An 18,714-nucleotide genomic window follows, 5' to 3' on the forward strand; every position below is an offset into this window, starting at 1 on the left:
CCACATTCGCGGCGGCCGCAGCCGGCACCACGACGAACCGGCAGTGGGGTGACGATTCAGCAAGACTTTTTTAACCTCGATGTTGACATTCCTCCGCGAACGGCGTACATTGGTTGTGAAGAGATTCACAACCACGCGCTGGGGGGATGTGCGGTGGGCGAGAACCGTCCGATTCTGGTGGTGGGCGGCGGATACGCAGGACTCTCTTTCATCAGGCAGATGCGGAAGTACAGCCCCGAGGTCCCCGTGACCTTGATCGACAAGAACCCCTATCACACGATGCTCGTCGAGACCCACCAGGTGGCGGCCGGGACCCGCCCGGCGGAGTCGATCCTGATCCCCTTCGACCAGCTGGGCGACTTCCGCTTCATCCGGGCGGAGGTCATCGCCGTCGATCCCGGGACCCGCACGCTCTCCACCACCGCGGGAGACATCCGCTACGAACGCCTCGTTCTCGCGGTGGGCAGCGTGGATCACGACTACGGCGTGCCCGGCGTCCGGGAGCACTGCCAGATGCTCAGGGGCCTCGCCGACGCCGAGGAGATCCGGCGGCGGCTCGACGCCCTCGGCCCCGACGCCCCGGTGCTCATCGCCGGCGGCGGCCTGACGGGCGTCGAGCTGGCGGCCCACATCGCCCTGCGGCGCCCCGGGCACCGGTCGATCACGCTGGTGGAGGCCGCCCCGACCCTTCTGCCAGGCCTTCCTCCCCGCCTGGCGCGCGCAGCCCGGCGCCGCCTGGGGCTGCTGGGTGTCAACGTGCTGGCCGGCTCGCCGGTGACGCGGGTCGAGGCCGGCCGCGCCCACCTGCGGGACGGAACGGTCCTGCCCTTCGGGCTGATGATCTGGGCGGCCGGGGTCAGGGCACACCCACTGGTGACGGCGCTCGGCCTGCCCGCCGACAGGACGGGCCGGGTAATCGTCGGGCCCGATTACCGGACGCCGCTCCCCGACGTGTACGTGATCGGCGACTGCGCATCCGGCCACCAGCCGTCCGCCCAGGCGGCCCTTCAGCAGGGCCGGGCGCTCGCGGCGGTCCTGACCGGCAGGTCACCCGCGCCGCTGCGGAGCAAGGGCGTCCTCGTCGACCTCGGGGAGCACCGGGCCGTGGGCCGGGTGGGGGCTATCACCCTGAGCGGGCTGGTGCCGGGGATTCTCAAGCGGTTCACCGAGGCCGCCTGGATCGGCCGCATCGGCGGGTGGGGTGCGGCGCTCCGCAGCCTGATCTGGGGCAGCCCGGCGCTGTCGGAGGGCGTCGAGGGAGCGCCCCGCATGCGGATTTGACACGGACCGCGGCGAACCCGCGATCGGGTTCCGGCAACGGAGACACGGAAGCATGCCGGCGTACCCGGGCCGCACTCCACGTTGGAGGATGTAAACGGGTTTCGCCGGCTGGTGTAAAATGTAGGAACACCCTATGAGAATCTCTGGAGGGGCCTATGCCAGATATTCCGTTCTTTGATGCCATCGGCTTCTTCGCGCAGAAGCTTCAGGAGGTCGAGCAGCAGCTCATCGCCAAGAAAGCCGAGCGTGAGATCCTGCTGGCGAACCAGGCCAGCCTGGAACAGACACTGGCGACCCTGGCCCTCCTCTCTCCCGAGCACCAGAAAGCGATTCAGCAGGAGGTCGCCTCCCTCAAGGAAGTGCTCCACACCACCGAGCGGAACCTCACCTCGCTGGAAGGCGAGATCGACATGCTGAACGCCAAGCTCAACGCCCTGAAAACTGCCCGCGACCTCCTGCACGTGGAAGGCACGCCATAACGGTGGGGGCCCGTCGCCTGGTCGACAGGTAACGTGCTCCCTTCTTTATGCGGATTGAGAAAGGAGTGTGCCGGTATGGATCTCGGGTTGACGGGGAAGATAGCCTGGGTGACCGCAGCCAGCACAGGGCTCGGCTACGCCTCGGCGCTGGCGCTGGCCCGTGAGGGGTGCGACCTCGCCATCTGCAGCCGCAGCGAGGAGGCCATCAGCTCGGCCGCCGGGCGGATACGCCAGGAGACCGGGCGCAAGGTGCTCGCTATGGCGGCGGACGTCAGCCGAAAGGAGGACCTGGAGCGGTTCGTCGCAGCGGCGCTGGCGGAGTACGGCGGCGTGGACATCGTGGTCTCCAACACCGGCGGCCCGCCCGCGGGCGGTTTCCTCGACTTCGACGACGATGCCTGGGTCAACGCCTTCAACTCGCTCCTGATGCCGGCCGTCCGCCTGAGCCGAGCCGCGCTGCCCTCCATGAAGGAGCGGGGATTCGGCCGGATCATCTACATCACGTCCTCCGGCGTGAAGCAGCCCATCCAGAACCTGATCCTCTCCAACTCCCTCCGGGCCGCCGTCACCAACATGATGAAGAGCCTGGCCACCGAGGTGGCGCCGCTGGGTATCACGGTGAACTGCGTGGCTCCCGGCCGGATCCACACCGACCGGGTGGACTCCCTCGATCAGGGCGCTGCCGCCCGGAGCGGCAAGAGCCTGGAGGAGGTCCGCAGGGAGGCGGCGAGCCGCATCCCCGTCGGCCGCTACGGCAGGCCGGAGGAGTTCGGCCGCGCGGTCGCCTTCCTCGCCAGCGAGGCGGCCTCGTACATCACGGGTTCGGCGTGGCAGTTGGACGGCGGCATGGTGGGTAGCCTGTAGGCGGTGCAGTCGCGCCTCGGCCAACGGCCTCGAGGCGCTGCCGCAGGATCGGTGCAACCACATCGTATAGTTGACGCCGCCGGGCGTGCCCCGCACTCGGGTGCGGGCATCCCGGCGGCGTTGCTCTCCACCCTGCCGCTCGTGCACCTGGACGGGCTCGGCAGCGGTGCGGTCCGGCCGCGCCCCAGCGCGCCTCACTCCAGCTCCAGGATCCGCTCGGCGATGCGCCGGAAGAGGGGTGCGGCGAAGGTCCCGCCCGAACGGCCGTCCTCGATCAGCACCACGACCACGTACCGCGGCCGCTGGGCGGGGAACCAGCCGGCGAACCAGGCGTGCGTGGCCGGGCGGCCGTTCATCACCGTGTCGGCGGAGCCCGATTTCCCGGCCGCCCCGACCCCTTCCAGCCAGGCCGCCTGGCCGGTGCCCTCGCCGCCCGGCACGGTCGCGGCCAGCAGCGCCGCCTGCAGTTCGGCGGCCGTCGCCCGGCTCACCACCCGACGTGCCGGCTCGAGCCTGGGCCGTGCGACCACCGCGCCGTCGGTCCGCTTGACCGCCGTCACCAGGCGGGCCGGGTGGAGCGTCCCGCCGTTGGCGAGGGCCGTGTACGCCCGCGCCACCTGGAGCGGGCTCGCCTTCAGCCCGCCCTGGCCGAAGCTGAGCTGGGCGACGTCGCCGCCGTAGTGCGGCTCGGGCAGCGGCGCCACCGGCTCGTGGCCGGGGGGAAGGGCGCCGGTGGCTTCCCCCAGCCCGAACAGACGGGCCGCCTCCAGCACGGCGTCGCCGCCCATCCGCTCGTAGCCGATCTGGATGAACGCGGTGTTGCACGACCGGGCGATGGCCTCCCTGAGCGTCACGGGCCCCTGCGGAGTCCCGTCGACGTCCCGGAAGGTCCGGTCGCCCAGCCGGTAGGTACCGCTGCACACGAACTGCTCATCCGGCGCGATCAGGCCGGCCTCCAGGGCCGCGGCGGCAACCAGGGGCTTGAACACCGACCCGGTCTCGTAGGGCGTCAGGGCCCGGTTGCGCAGTTCGTTCTCGCCGGCCCAGACGGCCTGGTCGTAGTTGGGGCGCGAGGCGATGGCCAGCGGTTCGCCCGTGGCCGCGTCCATCACCACGACGCCCGCGCGCAGCGGGCCCCCTGTGGGATGGCCCGTCCGGTCCATCTCCTCCTCCACCACCCGCTGGATGCGGGCGTCGATGCTGGTGTGGAGGTCGTAGGGCTCCTTGTTCACGGGATCCAGCGGCAGGACGACCTGGAGGGCGCCCCCGGGCAGCGGCCCGCCCCGCCCGTCGTAGCGGGCCGTCAGGTGGGGGACGTTCTCGCCCCTGAGTTCGGCATCGTAGGCGAACTCCAGCCCGGTCTGCCCGCCCAGGGCGTTGGCGTACCCCACCAGGTGGCGGGCCAGCGAGTCCGGCCCGTAGCGGCGTCCGGTGGGGCCGACGGCCAGGCCGGGCAGCCCCAGCTCCGCCACCCGTTCGGCCGCCTCGGGGGAGAGCCCCTCGATCACCCAGCCCGCCTCATGGTGCCGCCGCACGTACTCCAGGACCCGGGCCGCCGCCTCCTCGCCCAGGGCGTCCGCCAGGGACTCCGCCACGGCCGCCGTGTCGCCGAAGAGGCGGGGAAAGGCCGCCAGTCCCAGGACCGACTGGGGATCGGTAAGGGCGACGCCGTTCCGGTCGTAGATGGCGCCGCGCCGCATCTGAAGGGGCAGGCGCTCGGTCCGCTGGCTGATGGCCTGCCGGGCCAGGGCCGGCCCCTGCATGACCTGCAGGTAGAACACCCGCGCCGCCAGCGCTGTCAGGCAGAGCGCGGCCGCGACGCTGAGCCAGAGCACGCGCCGGGCCATTCGGATGCGCATAGGGAAACACCTCGGTGGGAAATTATTCCCCGAGGTGTCACTCGTCATGCGTTATGTTGCTCCGAGGAGGCGGGGGCCCGGTCAGGGCTGCCGTGCCGCCAGGTTCGCCTCGGCCCGGTCGACGTTCTCCAGGTGCTCCTCGTAGGTGGCTGCGAAGTAGTGCTCGCCCGACCCGTCGTTCTTGGCGACGAAGTAGTAGTAGTCGTGGGTCTCAGGGTAGAGCACCGCCCGGATGGCGCTCTCGCCCGGCGATGCGATGGGCCCGGGAGGCAGCCCGGGATACTTGTAAGTGTTGTAGGGGGAATCGACCTCCAGGTGCTCGTAGAGCAGGCGCTCCGTGCGGGGCAGCCCCAGCGCGTAGTAGACGGTGGGGTCGGCCTGCAGCGGCATCCCGACGGCCAGCCGGTTCAGGTAGACGCCGGAGATCGCCGGCTGCTCCGCCGGCACCCGGGCCTCGGTCTCGACGATGGAGGCCAGGGTGACCACCTCGTGCACCGTGAGCCCCATCTCGTCGGCCCGGGCAAGGAGTTCGTCGGTCCAGACGGCCGCGAACCGGTCCAGCAGCATCGCCACGACCTCCTCGGCGGTGGTCGCGCTGTGGTACTCGTACGTGGCCGGGAACAGGTAGCCCTCCATCGGCTGCGCGACGTCCAGGTCGGGGGGCAGGTAGGGGTTCAGAGGCACGGCGGCGGCCACGGCGTTCAGGAAGTCCTCCCGCGGCACCACGTCCGCCTCGTCCAGGAGGTCGGCCATCATGGCCACCGTCAGCCCTTCGGGCAGCGTGAAGCGCCGCACCACCACGTCGCCCGAGACGAGCTTGGCCAGGATCTCGTCGGCGGACATGGCGGCCGAGAGTTCGTAGCGGCCCGAGACGATCTGGGCATCCAGTTCCCGGTAGCGGACGTAGAGACGGAACACGTTGGGGTCCCGGATGATGCCGCGTTCGGCCAGGATGTCGGCCACGTCGGCGGTGGTGGCCCCGGCGGGGATCTCGATCTCCACCGGCGCGGCAGAGGGGTCAGCGGGCTCCAGGCGCCCGAGGAACCACAGGAAGCCCGCGTACGCGGCGCCGGCCAGCAGGGCGAGCAGGACCACCAGGGCCAGGACCAGCCGGGCTGCCTTTGCTGCGATGGACAAGTGCGCTCATCCTTCCGGCGTTAAGTGCGTGCCCTGCCCTATTCGACAAAACGACGAGCCCTCCTGTCTGGAGGGCTCGGTGCGGCCTACTTCTCGGACTCCTCCTCGAACTCCTCGTCGTCGAGCATCTCCTCCCAGGCGTCGGCTACCCGCTCGAACTCCTCCTCGGACTCGATCTCGACCAGAACCTCCTCACCGTTCTCCTCGTCGATCCGCATGATGACGGCCTCTTCGTCTTCCTCGCCATCGTGGATGGGGAGCAGGACGGCGTAGTCCTTCTCGTCGACGGTGATGACCTGGACGATGGTGAACTCGTGCTCGTTGCCTTCCTCGTCCGTCAGCACGATAACGTCATCATCGTGCTCATGCTCGTGGTCATGCTCGTGGTCATGGCTCATGGCAATCACTCCGATCCACAAGATAGTCCCATTCTAATGCAGCCCAGTTGCCATGTCAAACCAAAGAGCCCGGCGAGGGTCGCGACCGTGCATCCAGGTAACCCTGCAGGATCACGGCCGCGGCCATCTTGTCGATCACCTTGCGTCGCCTGGCCCGGCTGACATCTGCCTCCAGCAGCACCCGCTGCGCGGCCATGGTGGACAGCCGCTCGTCGTAAGCCTCCACCGGAAGGCCGCTGTGGGCGGCCAACTGCTCGATGAAGGCCCGGGTCAGTTCGGCGCGGGGGCCATAGGTGCCGTTCATGTTGCGGGGCATCCCCACCACCCAGCGCGTCACGCCGTACTGGCGGGCGATCTCGGCAAGGCGGGCCAGATCCTCCTCCAGCGACCGGCGGCGGATCACTTCCAGACCCTGGGCCGTCCAGCCCAGTTCGTCGGAAAGTGCCACGCCGATGGTCTTATCTCCCACATCGAGCCCGCCTATGCGCACCATCATCCACCTCGATTCTCAACCGGCCGCCGGGGGGCGAGGATCTGCGCCAGCGCCACGCCGCTGAGGAAGCCGTTGATGTGGGCCCAGAACGCGACGTTCTGGACCAGGTCGTGCAGCCAGATGGGGGCGAGGCCGCTGGCCAGCTGCACCAGGAACCAGAGTCCCAGGAAGATCCAGGCCGGCACCCGCACGGCCGGGACCAGGTATCCGACGGGCACCAGCGTCAGGATCCGTGCCCGGGGGTAGCTGAAGATGTACCCGCCCAGCACGCCGGCCACGGCGCCCGACGCGCCGATGGTGGGGACGTCGGACGTCGGGTTGGCGACGGCGTGGGCGATGCCCGACAGCGCGGCGCAGAGCAGGTAGAACACCAGGTAGCGCCGGTGGCCCAGCCGCTCCTCAATGTTATCGCCGAAGACCCAGAGATAGAGCATGTTGCCCAGCACGTGCCCCCAGGACCCGTGCAGGAACGGCGAGGCGAAGAGCGTGACGAGGGGCCAGCCGCCCAAGGCCGCCCAGGCCGGGAGGCTCAGCAGTTCCGTCGGGCGCAGGGCGAAGGTCTCCACGAGCCACTCCCCCACAGCGGGACTCCCGACCTCGAGGAGGAAGATCCCGATGTTGGCGGCGAGCAGCGCCCAGTTGACCCACGGGCGGTTACGGACGCGCGGGCTGTCACGCAGTGGCAGGACCAATGCCAATTCCCCCCCGGAGTTTACCGCAGCGGCGACGCGGTGTAAATAGCATATCTCCCCGGCGTCCGAATCACTCTATGGGCAGTGCCAAACACGGGAGGTAGGCTCATGCGTCTTCGTCAGCTGATGACCACCAACGTACGCACCTGTCAGCCCGACACGCCCCTCGTGGAGGTGGCCCGGATCATGGACGAGGTCAACTGCGGCTTCGTGCCCGTGGTGGAGGGCGGCCGGCCTGTGGGGACGATCACAGACCGCGACATCGTCGTCCGCGCCGTGGCCATGGCGAAGGACATCCGCACCGTGAAGGCCCGCGAGTGCATGTCCAGCCCGGTCATCACTGCCACCCCGGACACGGATGCCCACGAGGCGGCCGACATCATGGCCGAGAAGCAGATCCGCCGGCTCTGCGTCGTCGAGGGCGGGCGGCTGGTGGGGGTCGTCGCCCTGGGCGACCTGGCCACGGAGCGGATCCACACCGACGAGGCCGGGGAGGCGCTCTCGGCCATCTCCGAACCCTCGCAGCCTGACGCCCACTAGCACCGGCAGCCTGTCCGCAGTCAACCCGCGATGAGGGGCGCCCTTCCGCCCGGGGCGCCCTGTTGCGTTATGTCACCCTGCTGGCCGGCAGGCCATACCATGGTCTGGGGTCAGGCGTGCCCCACAAGCGAAGCGGGGAGGCGTGCCTGAGATGGGCTTCTGGAGCAGCGAGTGCCACTGCAGGGACCATCGGCATCACAAGCGCCGCCACTGCGACTGCGACCACGACTGGGACAAGGGCTGCCACGGGCATCACGGGTTCGACTGCGGCTGCGACAGGAAGCACCACTTCGACTGTGGATGCGGCAAGCGGCACCGGTTCGACCACGACTTCGGCAGGAAGCACCGGTTTGACCACGACTTCGGCAGGAAGCACCGGTTTGACCACGACTTCGATAGGAAGCACCGGTTTGACCACGACTTCGACGATAGGCACCGCTTCGATCACGACTTCGACGATCAGGACCGGTTTGACTTCGACTTTGACAAGAAGCACCGGTTCGACCGCCACTTCGACGACAAGCATCGTTGCGGCTGCGACAAGAGGCACCACCACTTCGACAAGAAGCGCCACGACGACTTCGACTTCGACGGACGCCGGCACGACTGCCACTGCGACCACGATCGGCGCCGGCGGAAGTGCGGGTGCCACGATTTCGACGACCACGACTGCTGCCACGATTGCCGGCGATGCAAGCACCACTGCCGCTGCCCCGGGGACTGCGACTCACACCGCGACTGCAAGAAGTCGAACATTCACCCCGTCGTCGTGCACGGCCACAGCGACACCAAGCGGTTCATCTTCTTCTGACATGAACGGGGCGCCCGGAGGGGGCGCCCCGATGCTGTTCGTGCCGACCTACTCCTCCACCTTCTCCAGGTAGCTGCGCACCAGCTCCTCGAGGAGCTCGTCCCGCTCGATGCGCCGGATCAGGTTCCGCGCGCCCATGTGGCTGGTGATGTAGGTGGGATCCCCGGAGAGCAGGTACCCGACGATCTGGTCGATGGGGCTGTACCCCTTCTCCTTGAGCGCCGCGTATACCTTGCGCAGCACCTCCCCCGGGTTCCGGTCTTCCGGCCTGTTCCGCCAGTATACGGTCTTGTCGCTGATCTCTGGCATGGGAACACCGCCTTCCTCCAAGATGGACCCGTGCAGCAGGTCTGGGCTCCGGTACTGACGATATTCGCTCCGCGAAACCTGACTCCTCTTCCGCCCGCCGTAGTCTGCCTCCGCACGTGCGCGGGCTATTCCCAGCCGGCGGACTGCCCCTGGACGGCGGCCCCCCGCTCCCGCTCACGGGCGAAGAACTCCTCGCGGGTGATGCCCATGACGACGATGTCGTAGTAGCGGCTGCCCCGCCGCAGGGCCTGGCGCCGGACCCCCTCGTGGACGAAGCCGGCCTTCTCATAGCTGCGGATCGCCCTGCGGTTGAACTCGAAGACGTGCAGCTCCACCCGGTGCAGGTCCATGGGGCCGAAGGCCTCGCGGAGCACGAGGCGGAGGGCATCCGTCCCGTAGCCCCGGCCCCAGTGGTCTTTCTCGCCGATGTAGATCGTCAGCATCGCCGAGCGGTTCCGCTCGCTGATCCGCCAGAGCCGCACCAGGCCGATGAAGCGCCCCTGCTCGTTCACGATGGCCCACTCCGGCCGGGGGGCCAGGCTGTTCAGCCAGATGTTGACGGCCAGGAGCAAGGGGCCCGGGAAGAGCCCCGACTTGTCCTCGTACAGCAGGTGGCCCACCTCAGGGTCGGTCATGAACCGGTGCAGGGCGCCGGCATCCCCGGGGCGGAGGGGGCGGATTCCCGCCTTCTCGCCCCAGATCACGCCCGCCATGGTCCTTCCTCCTTCGCGCGGCTGCGTTACAGGCCCAGCTGCTCGCCCAGCAGGCGGGGAACCGCGTTCAGCGCCTCGCCCAGCCGCTCGGGGTTCTTGCCGCCGGCGGTGGCCATGTCAGGCCGGCCGCCGCCACCGCCGCCGCAGATCTGCGCAACCTCCTTGATCAGCTTGCCGGCGTGCACCCTGCCCGCAAGATCCTTGGTCACCGCGGCGACCAGGTTCACCTTGCCGTCGCCGGCCACGGCGCCGAGCACCACCACGCCGGAGCCGAGCTTGTCGCGGATCACATCGGTCATGTTCCGGAGGTCGTCCATGGTAGCCACCGGCGCGGTGCCGGCCACCACCTTGATACCGCCGACCTCCCTGGCCCGCTCCACCAGGCTGCCGGTCTCGCTGGCGGCCAGCTTGGCCCGCAGCTGCTCCAGCTCCTTCTCGAGCTCCTTCACGCGGCCCCTGAGCTGCTCCTGCGCCTCGGCGGCCCTCGCCTGCGCCTCCTCGAGGTGCCGGATCACCCCGGCGCCGGTCGCGGCCTCGATGCGGCGCACGCCGCCGCCGATGCCCGACTCGGAGATGACCTTGAAGTATTGAATCTGGCTGGTATTGCTGACGTGGCAGCCGCCGCAAAGTTCCCGGGACCAGCCATCGCCCACCGAAACCACCCGCACGACGTCGCCGTACTTCTCGCCGAAGAGCGCCATGGCGCCCAGGGCCTTCGCCTCGTCGATCGGCATCTCGGTCCAGGTGACCGGCTCGGCGGCCTCGATCTCGCCGTTGACCATCTCCTCGACCGCGGCGATCTGCTCCGGCGTCATGGGGCCGGTGTGGGCGAAGTCGAACCGGAGCCGGTCCGGGGCCACCAGCGAGCCCGCCTGGTGGACGTGGGTCCCCAGGACCGCACGCAGCGCCTTGTGCAGCAGGTGCGTGGCGGTGTGGTTCTTCTGGGTCGCCCGGCGCTTGCCCGCGTCGACCTGCGCCTCCACCCGCTGGCCCACCTCCAGGAAGCCCTGCTGCACCGTGCCGTAGTGCAGGTGGTGGCCGGAGGGCAGCTTGCGGCAGTCCTCCACCTCCACGGTGAGCCCCTCGGCGACGATGCAGCCGGTGTCGCCCACCTGGCCGCCGCCCTCGGCGTAGAACGGGGTCCGGTCCAGGACGATGACCACGGACGAGCCGGCGCCGGCCCCGGTGGGATTGCCCTCCTCATCGAAGACCGCCAGCACCCGGCCCTCGGCGCTGAGCTCGGTGTAGCCGACGAACGCCGTGGGGGCGACGGACTCCAGGTGGGCGGCGATGCGGGTCTGCGCCTCGGTGACATAGGAGACGTCCCGGGCGGCCCGTGCCCTGGCCTTCTGCTCGGCCATTGCGGCCTGGTAGCCCTGCTCGTCGACGGTGAAGCCGTGCTCCCGGGCCACGTCGCGCACGATGTCCAGCGGGAAGCCGTAGGTGTCGTAGAGGACGAAGGCGTCCTGGCCCGACACGGTGGACTTGCCGTCCTGCCGCATGTTGCGCAGGATCTCCTCCAGCCGGGCCATGCCCTGTTCGAGCGTGCGGAAGAAGCGCTCCTCCTCCCGTCGCAGCTCCTCCTGGATCGTGGGCAGCTCCGCCCGCACCTCGGGGTAGGCGTCGCCCATCACGTCGGCCACCGCACCGGCCACCTGCCAGATGAACGGCCCGGTGAAGCCCAGGTTGCGGCCGAAGCGCACCGCCCGGCGCAGGATGCGGCGCATCACGTAGCCGCGGCCCTCGTTGCTGAAGCGCACGCCGTCGGCGATCAGGAAGGTGCAGCAGCGGGCGTGGTCGGCGATCACGCGGAAGGGCACGGCCTCGGGCCCGTCGCCGTAGGTCCGGCCCGAGAGCTCGGCGATGCGGGCGAAGATGGGCTTCCAGAGGTCGATCTCCCAGTTGGACCAGACCCCCTGCATGATCGTGGCCATGCGCTCCAGGCCGAGGCCGGTGTCCACGCCGGTCCGCTCCAGCGGCACCAGGCCCTCGGCCGTCTGATTGTACTGCATGAAGACGTTGTTCCAGAACTCGCGCCAGCGGTCGCAGCCGCAGGTGTCGATGGCGCAGCCCTTGGGATGGTCGCAGGCGTGCTCGGGCCCCATGTCCCAGAAGATCTCGGAGCAGGGCCCGCAGGGGCCGGTGTCGCCCATGCGCCAGAAGTTGTCCTTCTCGCCCAGGCGCACGATGCGGTCGGCGGGCACGCCCACCTTGTTGTGCCAGACGTCGAAGGCCTCGTCGTCGTCCTTGTAGATGGAGACCCAGAGCCGCTCCTTCGGCAGGCCCAGCCACTCGGGGCTGGTGATGAACTCCCAGGCGTAGGCCAGGGCCTCCTCCTTGAAGTAGTCGCCGAAGCTGAAGTTGCCCATCATCTCGAAGAAGGTGTGGTGCCGGGCGGTGAAGCCGACCTCCTCGAGGTCGTTGTGCTTGCCGCCGGCCCGCACGCACTTCTGGGCGGTGACGGCCCGGGAGTAGTCGCGCTTCTCCAGGCCCAGGAAGGTGTCCTTGAACTGGTTCATCCCGGCGTTGGTGAAGAGCAGGGTCGGGTCATTGTGCGGCACCAGCGACGAGCTGGGCACGTGGGTATGGCCCTTGGACTTGAAGAACTCGATGAAGGCGGTGCGGATCTCGCTGCCCGTCATGTACTTGGGCATGGTGCAGGAAACCCCCTTTGGAAAATGAGAACCCCCGCCGCCGACGCGTGTGGCGCGTCAGGGGCGAGGGCTTGCAGCCTTCGCGGTACCACCCTGATTGACCTCCGGAGACCCGGCGGCCATCTCTCCCCAGTGATATCGGCATGGTGGCCGTCCCAGCCTGGGCGAGCCCGTCGCCTCGGTGGGCCCCTCGGGGGCGGCACCGGAATCCCGCCTGCGCAGGCGCCCTCTCAGCCGGCGTGGCGCCCTCTCTGGTGCGTGGCTGCTGGGACCCGGTCTCCCCGTCGTTGGGTTGGACTACCAGCGATTATACCGACGTGCATGGGAGCGTGTCAAGGCGACACCGTGCCGCAGATGGGCCGGCCCGCAGGCTCAGCGCCGCGGGAACAGGGGCTCGCCACGCCGGATGGCGGTCCCCGGCGGCAGACCGCCCCACGCGGTGGCGACCGACCACGGGGTCGACCTGGCCAGCGAGGGGTCGAGCCCCAGCTGCGCGTAGATGCGCTCCGGGGTCTCCACCAGGAAGGGAACAAGAGCCGCTGCGGCGATGCGCAGGCTCTCGGCCAGGCTGTAGAGCACGTCCGCCAGTTCGGCCGACCGGGCCGGATCCCTGGCGAGCGACCAGGGCGCCCGCTCATCCACATACTTGTTGGCCCGCCTGACCAGCTGCCAGAGCGCAGCCAGGGCATCCGCCAGCCGGCAGCCCTCCAGGGCGGCCTCAAGCGCCGCCAGCGCCTCCTCGGCCGCCAACCGCAGCACGCCGTCGGGGCTGACCGGAGCGGGAACCCGGCCGCCCGCGAACTTGTTGATCAACTGGGTGGTGCGGGACAGCAGGTTGCCGAGGTCGTTGGCCAGGTCGGTGTTGACCCGCCGGACCAGGGCCTCTTCGGACCATTCGGCGTCCCCGGCGTAGGGCAGCTCCCGCAGGAGGTAGTAGCGTACGGGGTCGACCCCGTATGCCGAGACCAGGGCGACCGGGTCGACCCCGTTGCCCCGCGACTTGGAGATCTTCTCCCCGTCGATGTGGAACCAGCCGTGCGCCCAGATCTGCCTGGGCGGCTCCAGGCCCAGCGCCGCCAGCAGCGCGGGCCAGTAGATGGCGTGGAAGCGGGCGATGTCCTTCCCCACCAGCTGACGGGCGGCGGGCCAGAAGCTGTGGAAGAGCCGGTCATCCTCGGCCGCGTACCCCAGAGCCGTCAGATAGTTCGCAAGGGCATCGAGCCAGACGTAGATGCGGTGCTCCGGGTCGAAGGGCACGGGGATCCCCCAGTCCACCGAGGTCCGCGAGACGGCGAAATCCTCCAGCCCCTCCCGGAGGAAGGTGAGCATCTCGTTCCGGCGGGAGTCGGGCGTCAGGAAACCGGGCTGCGCCAACAGCCGGCCCACCACGGGGGCATACCGCGTCAGCCGGAACTTGTACGCCGCCTCCTTCGCCCACTCCACCGGCCGGCCGCACTCGGGGCAGAGGCGGCCCTCGATCAGCTTGGACTCGGTCCAGAACGACTCCTCGTACTGGCAGTACCACCCCTCGTATTCGTCTTTGTAGATATCGCCCTGCTCGTACAGGCGGGTGAAGATGGCCTGCACCTGGGTGCGGTGGCGCTCCTCGCTGGTGCGGATGAAGTCGTCGTAGCTGATGCCGAGCCGGTCCAGGGCGAGGCGGTCGGCCGCCGCAATGCGGTCCACCCAGTCCTGCGGGTGAGCGCCGTGAGCCGCGGCCCGGCGCTGAATGTTGATGCCGTGCTCGTCAGTGCCGGTCAGGAACCAGACCTTGCAGCCCCTGGCCCGGTAGTAGCGAGCCAGCACGTCGGCAGCCACCGCCTCGTAGGCGTGGCCGATGTGCAGCAGGCCGTTGGCGTAGAAAATCGAAGTCGTCAGGTACACAGACTCAGACATATGGGGTACCTCCCTTTGGAATGACGCATCATGGGGTCGCTGTCCTGCTCGTGCGCACGCATGCCACCCTCAGACCCGGACATTCGCATGGTCGGCCCCCCTTTCTGCGGGAAGAATGCAGAAGACCCCGTCCCTGACCGCACAGCGCAGGGACGGGGTTTCGCTCCCCGTGGTACCACCCTGGTTCACCCCCTGCTCGCGCAGGAGGCCTCTGCGGGTACGCGGCCGGATGGGGCCGTTATACCCTGGTCCGCTAACGGGGACCGGCCGTCCCGGCCTACCGCCTGCCGCCGGGCCGGGCGGGGCATCGACCTGCGGTTCGGGGGCCATCTTCACGCCCGTCGCCCTCGCCGGCTTGCACCTGACCCGGCTCTCTGTCAGAGGCGCTCCGGGCGCTACTCCTCCCCGTCATCACCTTTGAACGTAACATTAGGGCAAGCGTGTGAAGTTGTCAACACCTGGAGGGCGGCCTCCAGCCTGGTCGTGTACTCCCCCTCGGGCATGCGGGCCAGCTGGGCGAGGGTGAACCCGCTGTCCAACAGGTGGCCCACAGCCCGGTAACCGGCCCAGTACCCCTCCCGCTCCAGCCCGGCCGGTCCCGTGCGCGTCGTGAAGGTCTGCAGGGCGTCTGCGCTGACCTCCTGCAGGCGGGCCAGAACCCCCTGGAAGATCTGCTTCTCCCTCTCCCGGCAGCGCTCGACCCACGCCGGGCCGTCCAGGGTGAGGTAGTGCCACTCCTCCCGCCCGGGCGCCACCGCCCTCGACGTCCATATGGCCATGCCTTCCTGCATGAGCAGCGTGGCGACCGACTTCAGCCAGCCGCCGGGGAACCCGGACAGCCGGTCGTGCAGGACGTGCGCAAACTCGTGCGGCAGGAAGACGGAGGCCTCTTCCTCGCTGAAGGACTCGATCGGGAAGTGAACGGCGGTGTGCTCCCCCATCGACGCGGCCCAGGCGTTGCGGTCCAGCATGCCCACGAAGGCCACGAACAGGATGGACAGGTCCTGGTCGAAGCCCAGCGCCTGTGCGGTGGCGTCCAGGGCCTGCTGGGGATCCGGCCTGAACCCTGCGGCACCCTGGCGGATGCGGTCCATCACCTCCGGGTACCGGTGCCAGTTCTGCTCCAGCAGACTGCGGGCCAGGGCCCTGCCTTCCTCGGTGGGCGGAACCGCAGCGATGTTGTAGTGCTCCAGCCAGAGCCGCCACCGGGTCTCAGGGTCGGCGCTCTCTGCCAGCTCGTAGAACTTGAGGAACCGCGGGGACAGGTCCACCATCCGCAGGGTTGCGGGCATACGCTCCCTCCTGTGCCCGGGCAGCTTCGCCGGGCGCTGATTACCTATGATGACGACGGCCCGGGAGGATGAGTTCGACGAATATTACCGCTTCAGGAGCACTTGCTATGCTTTCGGCGGTTGAGCGCAGGGCTCGCCTGCACGAAGCGACCCCCGCTCCCCTATTCCCGGCATCCAACGCCGCCTCGTCCGGCTGGCTGCAACTCGCCGTCGGAATTCTCCGTCCAACCAGCGAGGTGGTTGCATGCGCCGTTCTACCCTGACCTTGCTCACGGCGGTCGCCATGGCCGCTGCCGTCGGCTGCTCGTCCCCGCCTGCCGCATCGGAAGGAAACCCCGAGGTCCGGGAACTGCATGGCCGGGTAGCCGAGCTCACGGCTGCGGTGGAGGAACTCGAGTACCAGAACCGGGAGCTCGAGGCCCAGGTCGCCGAGCTGGACGCCCGGCGGAGGGAACTGGAGTCCCGGAACGCGGATCTGGCGAGACGGCTCTCCCCGGAGGACCGGGTCGTCGATCTCGTCAACCCGAACTTCCCGCCAGCGGTGGGCGGAGAGCCGGGCTGGGAGTACCACCGGACGCTGACCGCCGACCTGGACGGAGACGGTCAGGAGGAGCGGGTCTCGGTCACCACCAACGCCTTCTGGATGCCGGACGAGAGGGAGTTTGCCTGGGACGACGGCCACCCGTGGCACGTCTACGTGGAGGAGCCGGACGGCACTCGGACCTACCTCTTCTCCAACTGGGTACAGCTGGGGCAGCTGGAGGTGATCCTCGACCGGGAGGGCCCGGGGCTGTTCATCGTCTACAAGCGGGGCGGCGGCATGGTTGTCTACCGCGCAACATACGAGGGCCCCGGCCAGTTCCGGACGGTGCTGGCCTTCGAAATCCCGCTCAGCGACCAAGCCACATGGGCCAACCCGGAGATGTTCTCTAGAGACCCCGAGGTATGATCTGGAATCCTGGGCCGGACGGTACGGAGCCGGCATGCGCAGCCGTCTGCCCCCTGCGGACATCCCGTCTGCCCCTTGGATGAGGCGCCTTGGCGTAAGAAGGCGCCCCATTTCACTGTAACGAACCGCTCCTCACCGGTACTAAACTCATGGACGGAGGTGAGCGGCGGGGATGGCGGAGCGGCTGGAGGACCTGTACGCAGAACTGCATGCGCCGATCTTCCGCTTCCTGGCCGCCCTCACCGGCGATCCCGACGCAGCCGATGAGCTGACCCAGGAGACGTTCCTGCAGGCCATTCTGGCCCTCCCCCGCTTCCGCCGGGAGAGCAGCTCCACCACCTGGCTCTACGCGATCGCACGCAATGTAAATCGGAAACACATGGCAAAGGGACGCCGGCCGCGGCCCGACGAGCCGCCCACCACCCCAGCTGCGACGCCCGCCGAGGTCATCGAGGCGCGCGAGGAGCGCCACCGGCTGGCCCGGGCGCTGGCGACCCTGCCCGAGGCGTACCGGGAGGCCCTGGTGCTCCGGGAGTACCAGGGGTTGAGTTACGCGCAGGTGGGCCAGGTACTGGGGAGGTCGGAGACCTGGGCGCGTGTCACCTGCTTCCGAGCCCGGCAGATGCTGAGAGAGGCCTACCTGCAGCTTGAAGGGGGGCAATCCCGTTGGAAATAGACCTCTGCGCCCTGACGGAGGACCTGCTGCCGCTCTATGCCGACGGCCTGCTCTCGCCGGCCACGCGGCAGGTGCTGGAAAGGCACGCCGCCGGGTGTCCCGCCTGCCGGCAGCGCCTGCGGGCGGGAGCCATCCCACCGCCGCCGGCCGTCCCACCGGCGGAGCCGAGGGTGGAGCGGGCCGCGCGGGACTTCTTCGGTCGCCTGCGCCGCCTCCTGTTCGGCGGGCTGGCGGCAGCCGTGGCGCTGATGGTCCTCGTCGGCAGCCTGAGCTACACCCTGGGGCGCCAGCGGCCGGCGGAGGCGCGGCGGGTTCCCTTTCGGGTGGCAGGCGCCGGGGATCTGGCGGCCCGGGCGATCCCGGGCTGGGAACGCGCCAGCGCGGCCGGCCTGGTGGCGGACCTCGGGATCACGGAGCGCATCCCGGGCACAGACGCCGCGATCACGCTGGAGAGGGCCTGGTTCAGCGGGCGGCAGGTCTACGTGCTGTACACCGTGAGAGCCCCGGAAGGCGGCCACTGGCTGCCGGCCGAGGCACTGCTCCGCGGCGATGACCCCGAACGGCCTCACAGCGAAGGCCGCACCGACTGGAACCGCCTGTCGACCTGGGGCGGCTTCTCGCGGGAGGGGTTCCACTCCGTCCTGATCTTCCGTGCGGTTCCGCCGGTCCATGACGCCTCCCGACTGGAGCTGGTCCTCCGCCAGTGGGCGAGGGTATCGCCCGGCTCCGGCGTGTCCCGGACCGAGACCTTCTGGGCGGACCTGCGCATCCCCATCCCGTGGGACCGGGACTACCTGACCGAGCCCGCCCCTGACGTCCTCTCGTGGCCGCAGCAGCACACCTGGCTCGGGCGCACCCTCGCCCTGGACACGCTGGAGGTGGGCGTCGGCCGGACGCAACTGACCGGCGAGATCACGCTTCCGGAGGGCGAGCGGGACCCGGTTCTGATGGCCTCGCTCATCGTCGGCGGCCAGGAACTGGGCGGGGGCGCCCACACGCTGGAACCCGCCGGCGAGCCGGGGCGGTACCGCTTCACGGCCACCTTCGACGGACCGAACCGGTGGCCGGCGCCCGTGCAGCTCCGGCTCCACGGCATCGGTCTTGCCACCGACCAGACCCTGAAGTGGACGGTCAACTGGGCCAAGTACCGGGGCGACGGCCCAACGGAAGACCGGCTGATGGACCCGGAGGATCAGGTGACAGTCCGCTTCTACGACAGCGAACTGATCAGCATCTACGCCCATGACGGCGGCGTGGCCATCGAGCAGCGGGACCCCGAGCGGAAGGCCCCGTACGTGAGGGCCCACCTGGGCGGCCACGGGCGCGGCTTTCCGGACGACCTGGGGCCGGGGTTTGAGGTGGAGAACGACGCAGGGGAGGTCATCACCAACCTCGGGGGCGGCGGCGGCGCGGTCTACGGCGGCCCGGGACGGAACGGCGTGCGGGAGGGCGTGGCGGTGATGTGGTGGGACGAACTCCCCGAGGCGTTCCGCCAGTCGTACCGGCTGATCATCCGGTACGTGCAGCCCTCCGCGCTGCTGGTGCTGGACGAGACGTGGACGCTGACCGTGGAGGACTGAATAGAGTAGGGGCTGGCCTTTCGGCCAACGCCCCCTCGTCAAACCGGACGTGCAGTTTTCCCGCATCCGGCTTCCGCCGGTCGTAGCCCTA

General features: G+C 69.4%; 18 protein-coding genes. 8 read left to right on the forward strand and 10 right to left on the reverse strand.

Features of this window, described 5'->3' with window-relative positions:
- Positions 1-153 precede the first annotated feature (153 nt).
- The 3 genes from J2Z79_RS09385 (at position 154) to J2Z79_RS09395 (ending at position 2,624) form a co-directional block, all read left to right on the forward strand.
- Positions 154-1,281: an NAD(P)/FAD-dependent oxidoreductase gene (locus J2Z79_RS09385; RefSeq protein WP_209466602.1), complete on the forward strand. Its 1,128-nt coding sequence runs from the start codon at positions 154-156 to the stop codon at positions 1,279-1,281.
- Positions 1,282-1,436: 155 nt separating this feature from the next.
- Positions 1,437-1,760: a hypothetical protein gene (locus J2Z79_RS09390; protein ID WP_209466603.1), complete on the forward strand. Its 324-nt coding sequence runs from the start codon at positions 1,437-1,439 to the stop codon at positions 1,758-1,760.
- A gap of 108 nt (positions 1,761-1,868) precedes the next feature.
- The gene (locus J2Z79_RS09395; protein ID WP_209466604.1) at positions 1,869-2,624 is read left to right on the forward strand and encodes an SDR family oxidoreductase; all 756 of its coding nucleotides are present in this window, start codon (positions 1,869-1,871) and stop codon (positions 2,622-2,624) included.
- A 194-nt stretch (positions 2,625-2,818) separates the two neighbouring features.
- Here the strand turns inward: J2Z79_RS09395 and J2Z79_RS09400 are convergent, their stop codons facing one another.
- The 5 genes from J2Z79_RS09400 to J2Z79_RS09420 form a co-directional block, all read right to left on the reverse strand.
- A complete protein-coding gene (locus tag J2Z79_RS09400; RefSeq protein WP_209466605.1) occupies positions 2,819-4,483 on the reverse strand; it encodes a peptidoglycan D,D-transpeptidase FtsI family protein in 1,665 nt (554 codons plus the stop codon).
- Positions 4,484-4,564: 81 nt separating this feature from the next.
- On the reverse strand, positions 4,565-5,620 hold the full coding sequence (gene mltG / locus J2Z79_RS09405) for an endolytic transglycosylase MltG (protein ID WP_209466606.1): 1,056 nt from the start codon (positions 5,618-5,620) through the stop codon (positions 4,565-4,567).
- 86 nt (positions 5,621-5,706) lie between these two features.
- Complete coding sequence (locus J2Z79_RS09410; RefSeq protein ID WP_209466607.1) at positions 5,707-6,018, reverse strand: DUF1292 domain-containing protein; 312 nt, start codon at positions 6,016-6,018, stop codon at positions 5,707-5,709.
- Positions 6,019-6,073: 55 nt separating this feature from the next.
- Positions 6,074-6,508: a Holliday junction resolvase RuvX gene (ruvX, locus tag J2Z79_RS09415; RefSeq protein ID WP_209466628.1), complete on the reverse strand. Its 435-nt coding sequence runs from the start codon at positions 6,506-6,508 to the stop codon at positions 6,074-6,076.
- A 2-nt stretch (positions 6,509-6,510) separates the two neighbouring features.
- Positions 6,511-7,203: a rhomboid family intramembrane serine protease gene (locus J2Z79_RS09420; protein ID WP_209466608.1), complete on the reverse strand. Its 693-nt coding sequence runs from the start codon at positions 7,201-7,203 to the stop codon at positions 6,511-6,513.
- A 108-nt stretch (positions 7,204-7,311) separates the two neighbouring features.
- Between J2Z79_RS09420 and J2Z79_RS09425 the strand changes: the two genes are divergently transcribed.
- Positions 7,312-7,743: a CBS domain-containing protein gene (locus tag J2Z79_RS09425; protein WP_209466609.1), complete on the forward strand. Its 432-nt coding sequence runs from the start codon at positions 7,312-7,314 to the stop codon at positions 7,741-7,743.
- A 151-nt stretch (positions 7,744-7,894) separates the two neighbouring features.
- The gene (locus J2Z79_RS09430; RefSeq protein WP_209466610.1) at positions 7,895-8,554 is read left to right on the forward strand and encodes a hypothetical protein; all 660 of its coding nucleotides are present in this window, start codon (positions 7,895-7,897) and stop codon (positions 8,552-8,554) included.
- Between the two features lie 48 nt (positions 8,555-8,602).
- Here J2Z79_RS09430 and J2Z79_RS09435 read toward each other — a convergent pair whose 3' ends face one another.
- From J2Z79_RS09435 to J2Z79_RS09455, 5 genes are all read right to left on the reverse strand, one after another.
- Positions 8,603-8,863, reverse strand: a complete 261-nt coding sequence (locus J2Z79_RS09435; RefSeq protein ID WP_209466611.1) for an IreB family regulatory phosphoprotein — start codon at positions 8,861-8,863, stop codon at positions 8,603-8,605.
- A gap of 125 nt (positions 8,864-8,988) precedes the next feature.
- Positions 8,989-9,576 carry a GNAT family N-acetyltransferase gene (locus J2Z79_RS09440; protein ID WP_209466612.1) on the reverse strand — a complete coding sequence of 196 codons (588 nt, stop codon included), beginning with the start codon at positions 9,574-9,576 and terminating at the stop codon, positions 8,989-8,991.
- A gap of 26 nt (positions 9,577-9,602) precedes the next feature.
- On the reverse strand, positions 9,603-12,218 hold the full coding sequence (gene alaS / locus J2Z79_RS09445) for an alanine--tRNA ligase (protein WP_209466629.1): 2,616 nt from the start codon (positions 12,216-12,218) through the stop codon (positions 9,603-9,605).
- 384 nt (positions 12,219-12,602) lie between these two features.
- On the reverse strand, positions 12,603-14,126 hold the full coding sequence (gene metG, locus J2Z79_RS09450) for a methionine--tRNA ligase (RefSeq protein ID WP_209466613.1): 1,524 nt from the start codon (positions 14,124-14,126) through the stop codon (positions 12,603-12,605).
- A gap of 395 nt (positions 14,127-14,521) precedes the next feature.
- Entirely contained in the window at positions 14,522-15,418 is an 897-nt protein-coding gene (locus J2Z79_RS09455) for a hypothetical protein (RefSeq protein WP_209466614.1), read from the reverse strand.
- A 244-nt stretch (positions 15,419-15,662) separates the two neighbouring features.
- Here J2Z79_RS09455 and J2Z79_RS09460 point away from each other — a divergent pair, with 244 nt between their 5' ends.
- The 3 genes from J2Z79_RS09460 (at position 15,663) to J2Z79_RS09470 (ending at position 18,623) form a co-directional block, all read left to right on the forward strand.
- A complete protein-coding gene (locus J2Z79_RS09460) occupies positions 15,663-16,367 on the forward strand; it encodes a hypothetical protein (protein WP_209466615.1) in 705 nt (234 codons plus the stop codon).
- A 172-nt stretch (positions 16,368-16,539) separates the two neighbouring features.
- On the forward strand, positions 16,540-17,043 hold the full coding sequence (locus J2Z79_RS09465) for an RNA polymerase sigma factor (protein ID WP_245302515.1): 504 nt from the start codon (positions 16,540-16,542) through the stop codon (positions 17,041-17,043).
- Complete coding sequence (locus tag J2Z79_RS09470; RefSeq protein WP_209466616.1) at positions 17,034-18,623, forward strand: zf-HC2 domain-containing protein; 1,590 nt, start codon at positions 17,034-17,036, stop codon at positions 18,621-18,623. The genes J2Z79_RS09465 and J2Z79_RS09470 overlap by 10 nt, the downstream gene beginning before the upstream one ends.
- The last annotated feature ends 91 nt before the right edge of the window (positions 18,624-18,714 follow it).

The organism is Symbiobacterium terraclitae (assembly GCF_017874315.1).
GTDB lineage: Bacteria > Bacillota > Sulfobacillia > Symbiobacteriales > Symbiobacteriaceae > Symbiobacterium > Symbiobacterium terraclitae.

Coding starts and splice junctions, on each gene's coding strand:
- J2Z79_RS09425 (WP_209466609.1), top strand. CDS start 7,312: ATGCGTCTTCGTCAGCTGATGACCACCAACGTACGCACCTGTCAGCCC.
- metG (WP_209466613.1), bottom strand. CDS start 14,126: ATGTCTGAGTCTGTGTACCTGACGACTTCGATTTTCTACGCCAACGGC.
- J2Z79_RS09455 (WP_209466614.1), bottom strand. CDS start 15,418: ATGCCCGCAACCCTGCGGATGGTGGACCTGTCCCCGCGGTTCCTCAAG.
- J2Z79_RS09440 (WP_209466612.1), bottom strand. CDS start 9,576: ATGGCGGGCGTGATCTGGGGCGAGAAGGCGGGAATCCGCCCCCTCCGC.
- J2Z79_RS09465 (WP_245302515.1), top strand. CDS start 16,540: ATGGCGGAGCGGCTGGAGGACCTGTACGCAGAACTGCATGCGCCGATC.
- J2Z79_RS09390 (WP_209466603.1), top strand. CDS start 1,437: ATGCCAGATATTCCGTTCTTTGATGCCATCGGCTTCTTCGCGCAGAAG.
- J2Z79_RS09435 (WP_209466611.1), bottom strand. CDS start 8,863: ATGCCAGAGATCAGCGACAAGACCGTATACTGGCGGAACAGGCCGGAA.
- J2Z79_RS09430 (WP_209466610.1), top strand. CDS start 7,895: ATGGGCTTCTGGAGCAGCGAGTGCCACTGCAGGGACCATCGGCATCAC.
- J2Z79_RS09410 (WP_209466607.1), bottom strand. CDS start 6,018: ATGAGCCATGACCACGAGCATGACCACGAGCATGAGCACGATGATGAC.
- J2Z79_RS09400 (WP_209466605.1), bottom strand. CDS start 4,483: ATGCGCATCCGAATGGCCCGGCGCGTGCTCTGGCTCAGCGTCGCGGCC.
- alaS (WP_209466629.1), bottom strand. CDS start 12,218: ATGACGGGCAGCGAGATCCGCACCGCCTTCATCGAGTTCTTCAAGTCC.
- J2Z79_RS09460 (WP_209466615.1), top strand. CDS start 15,663: ATGCGCCGTTCTACCCTGACCTTGCTCACGGCGGTCGCCATGGCCGCT.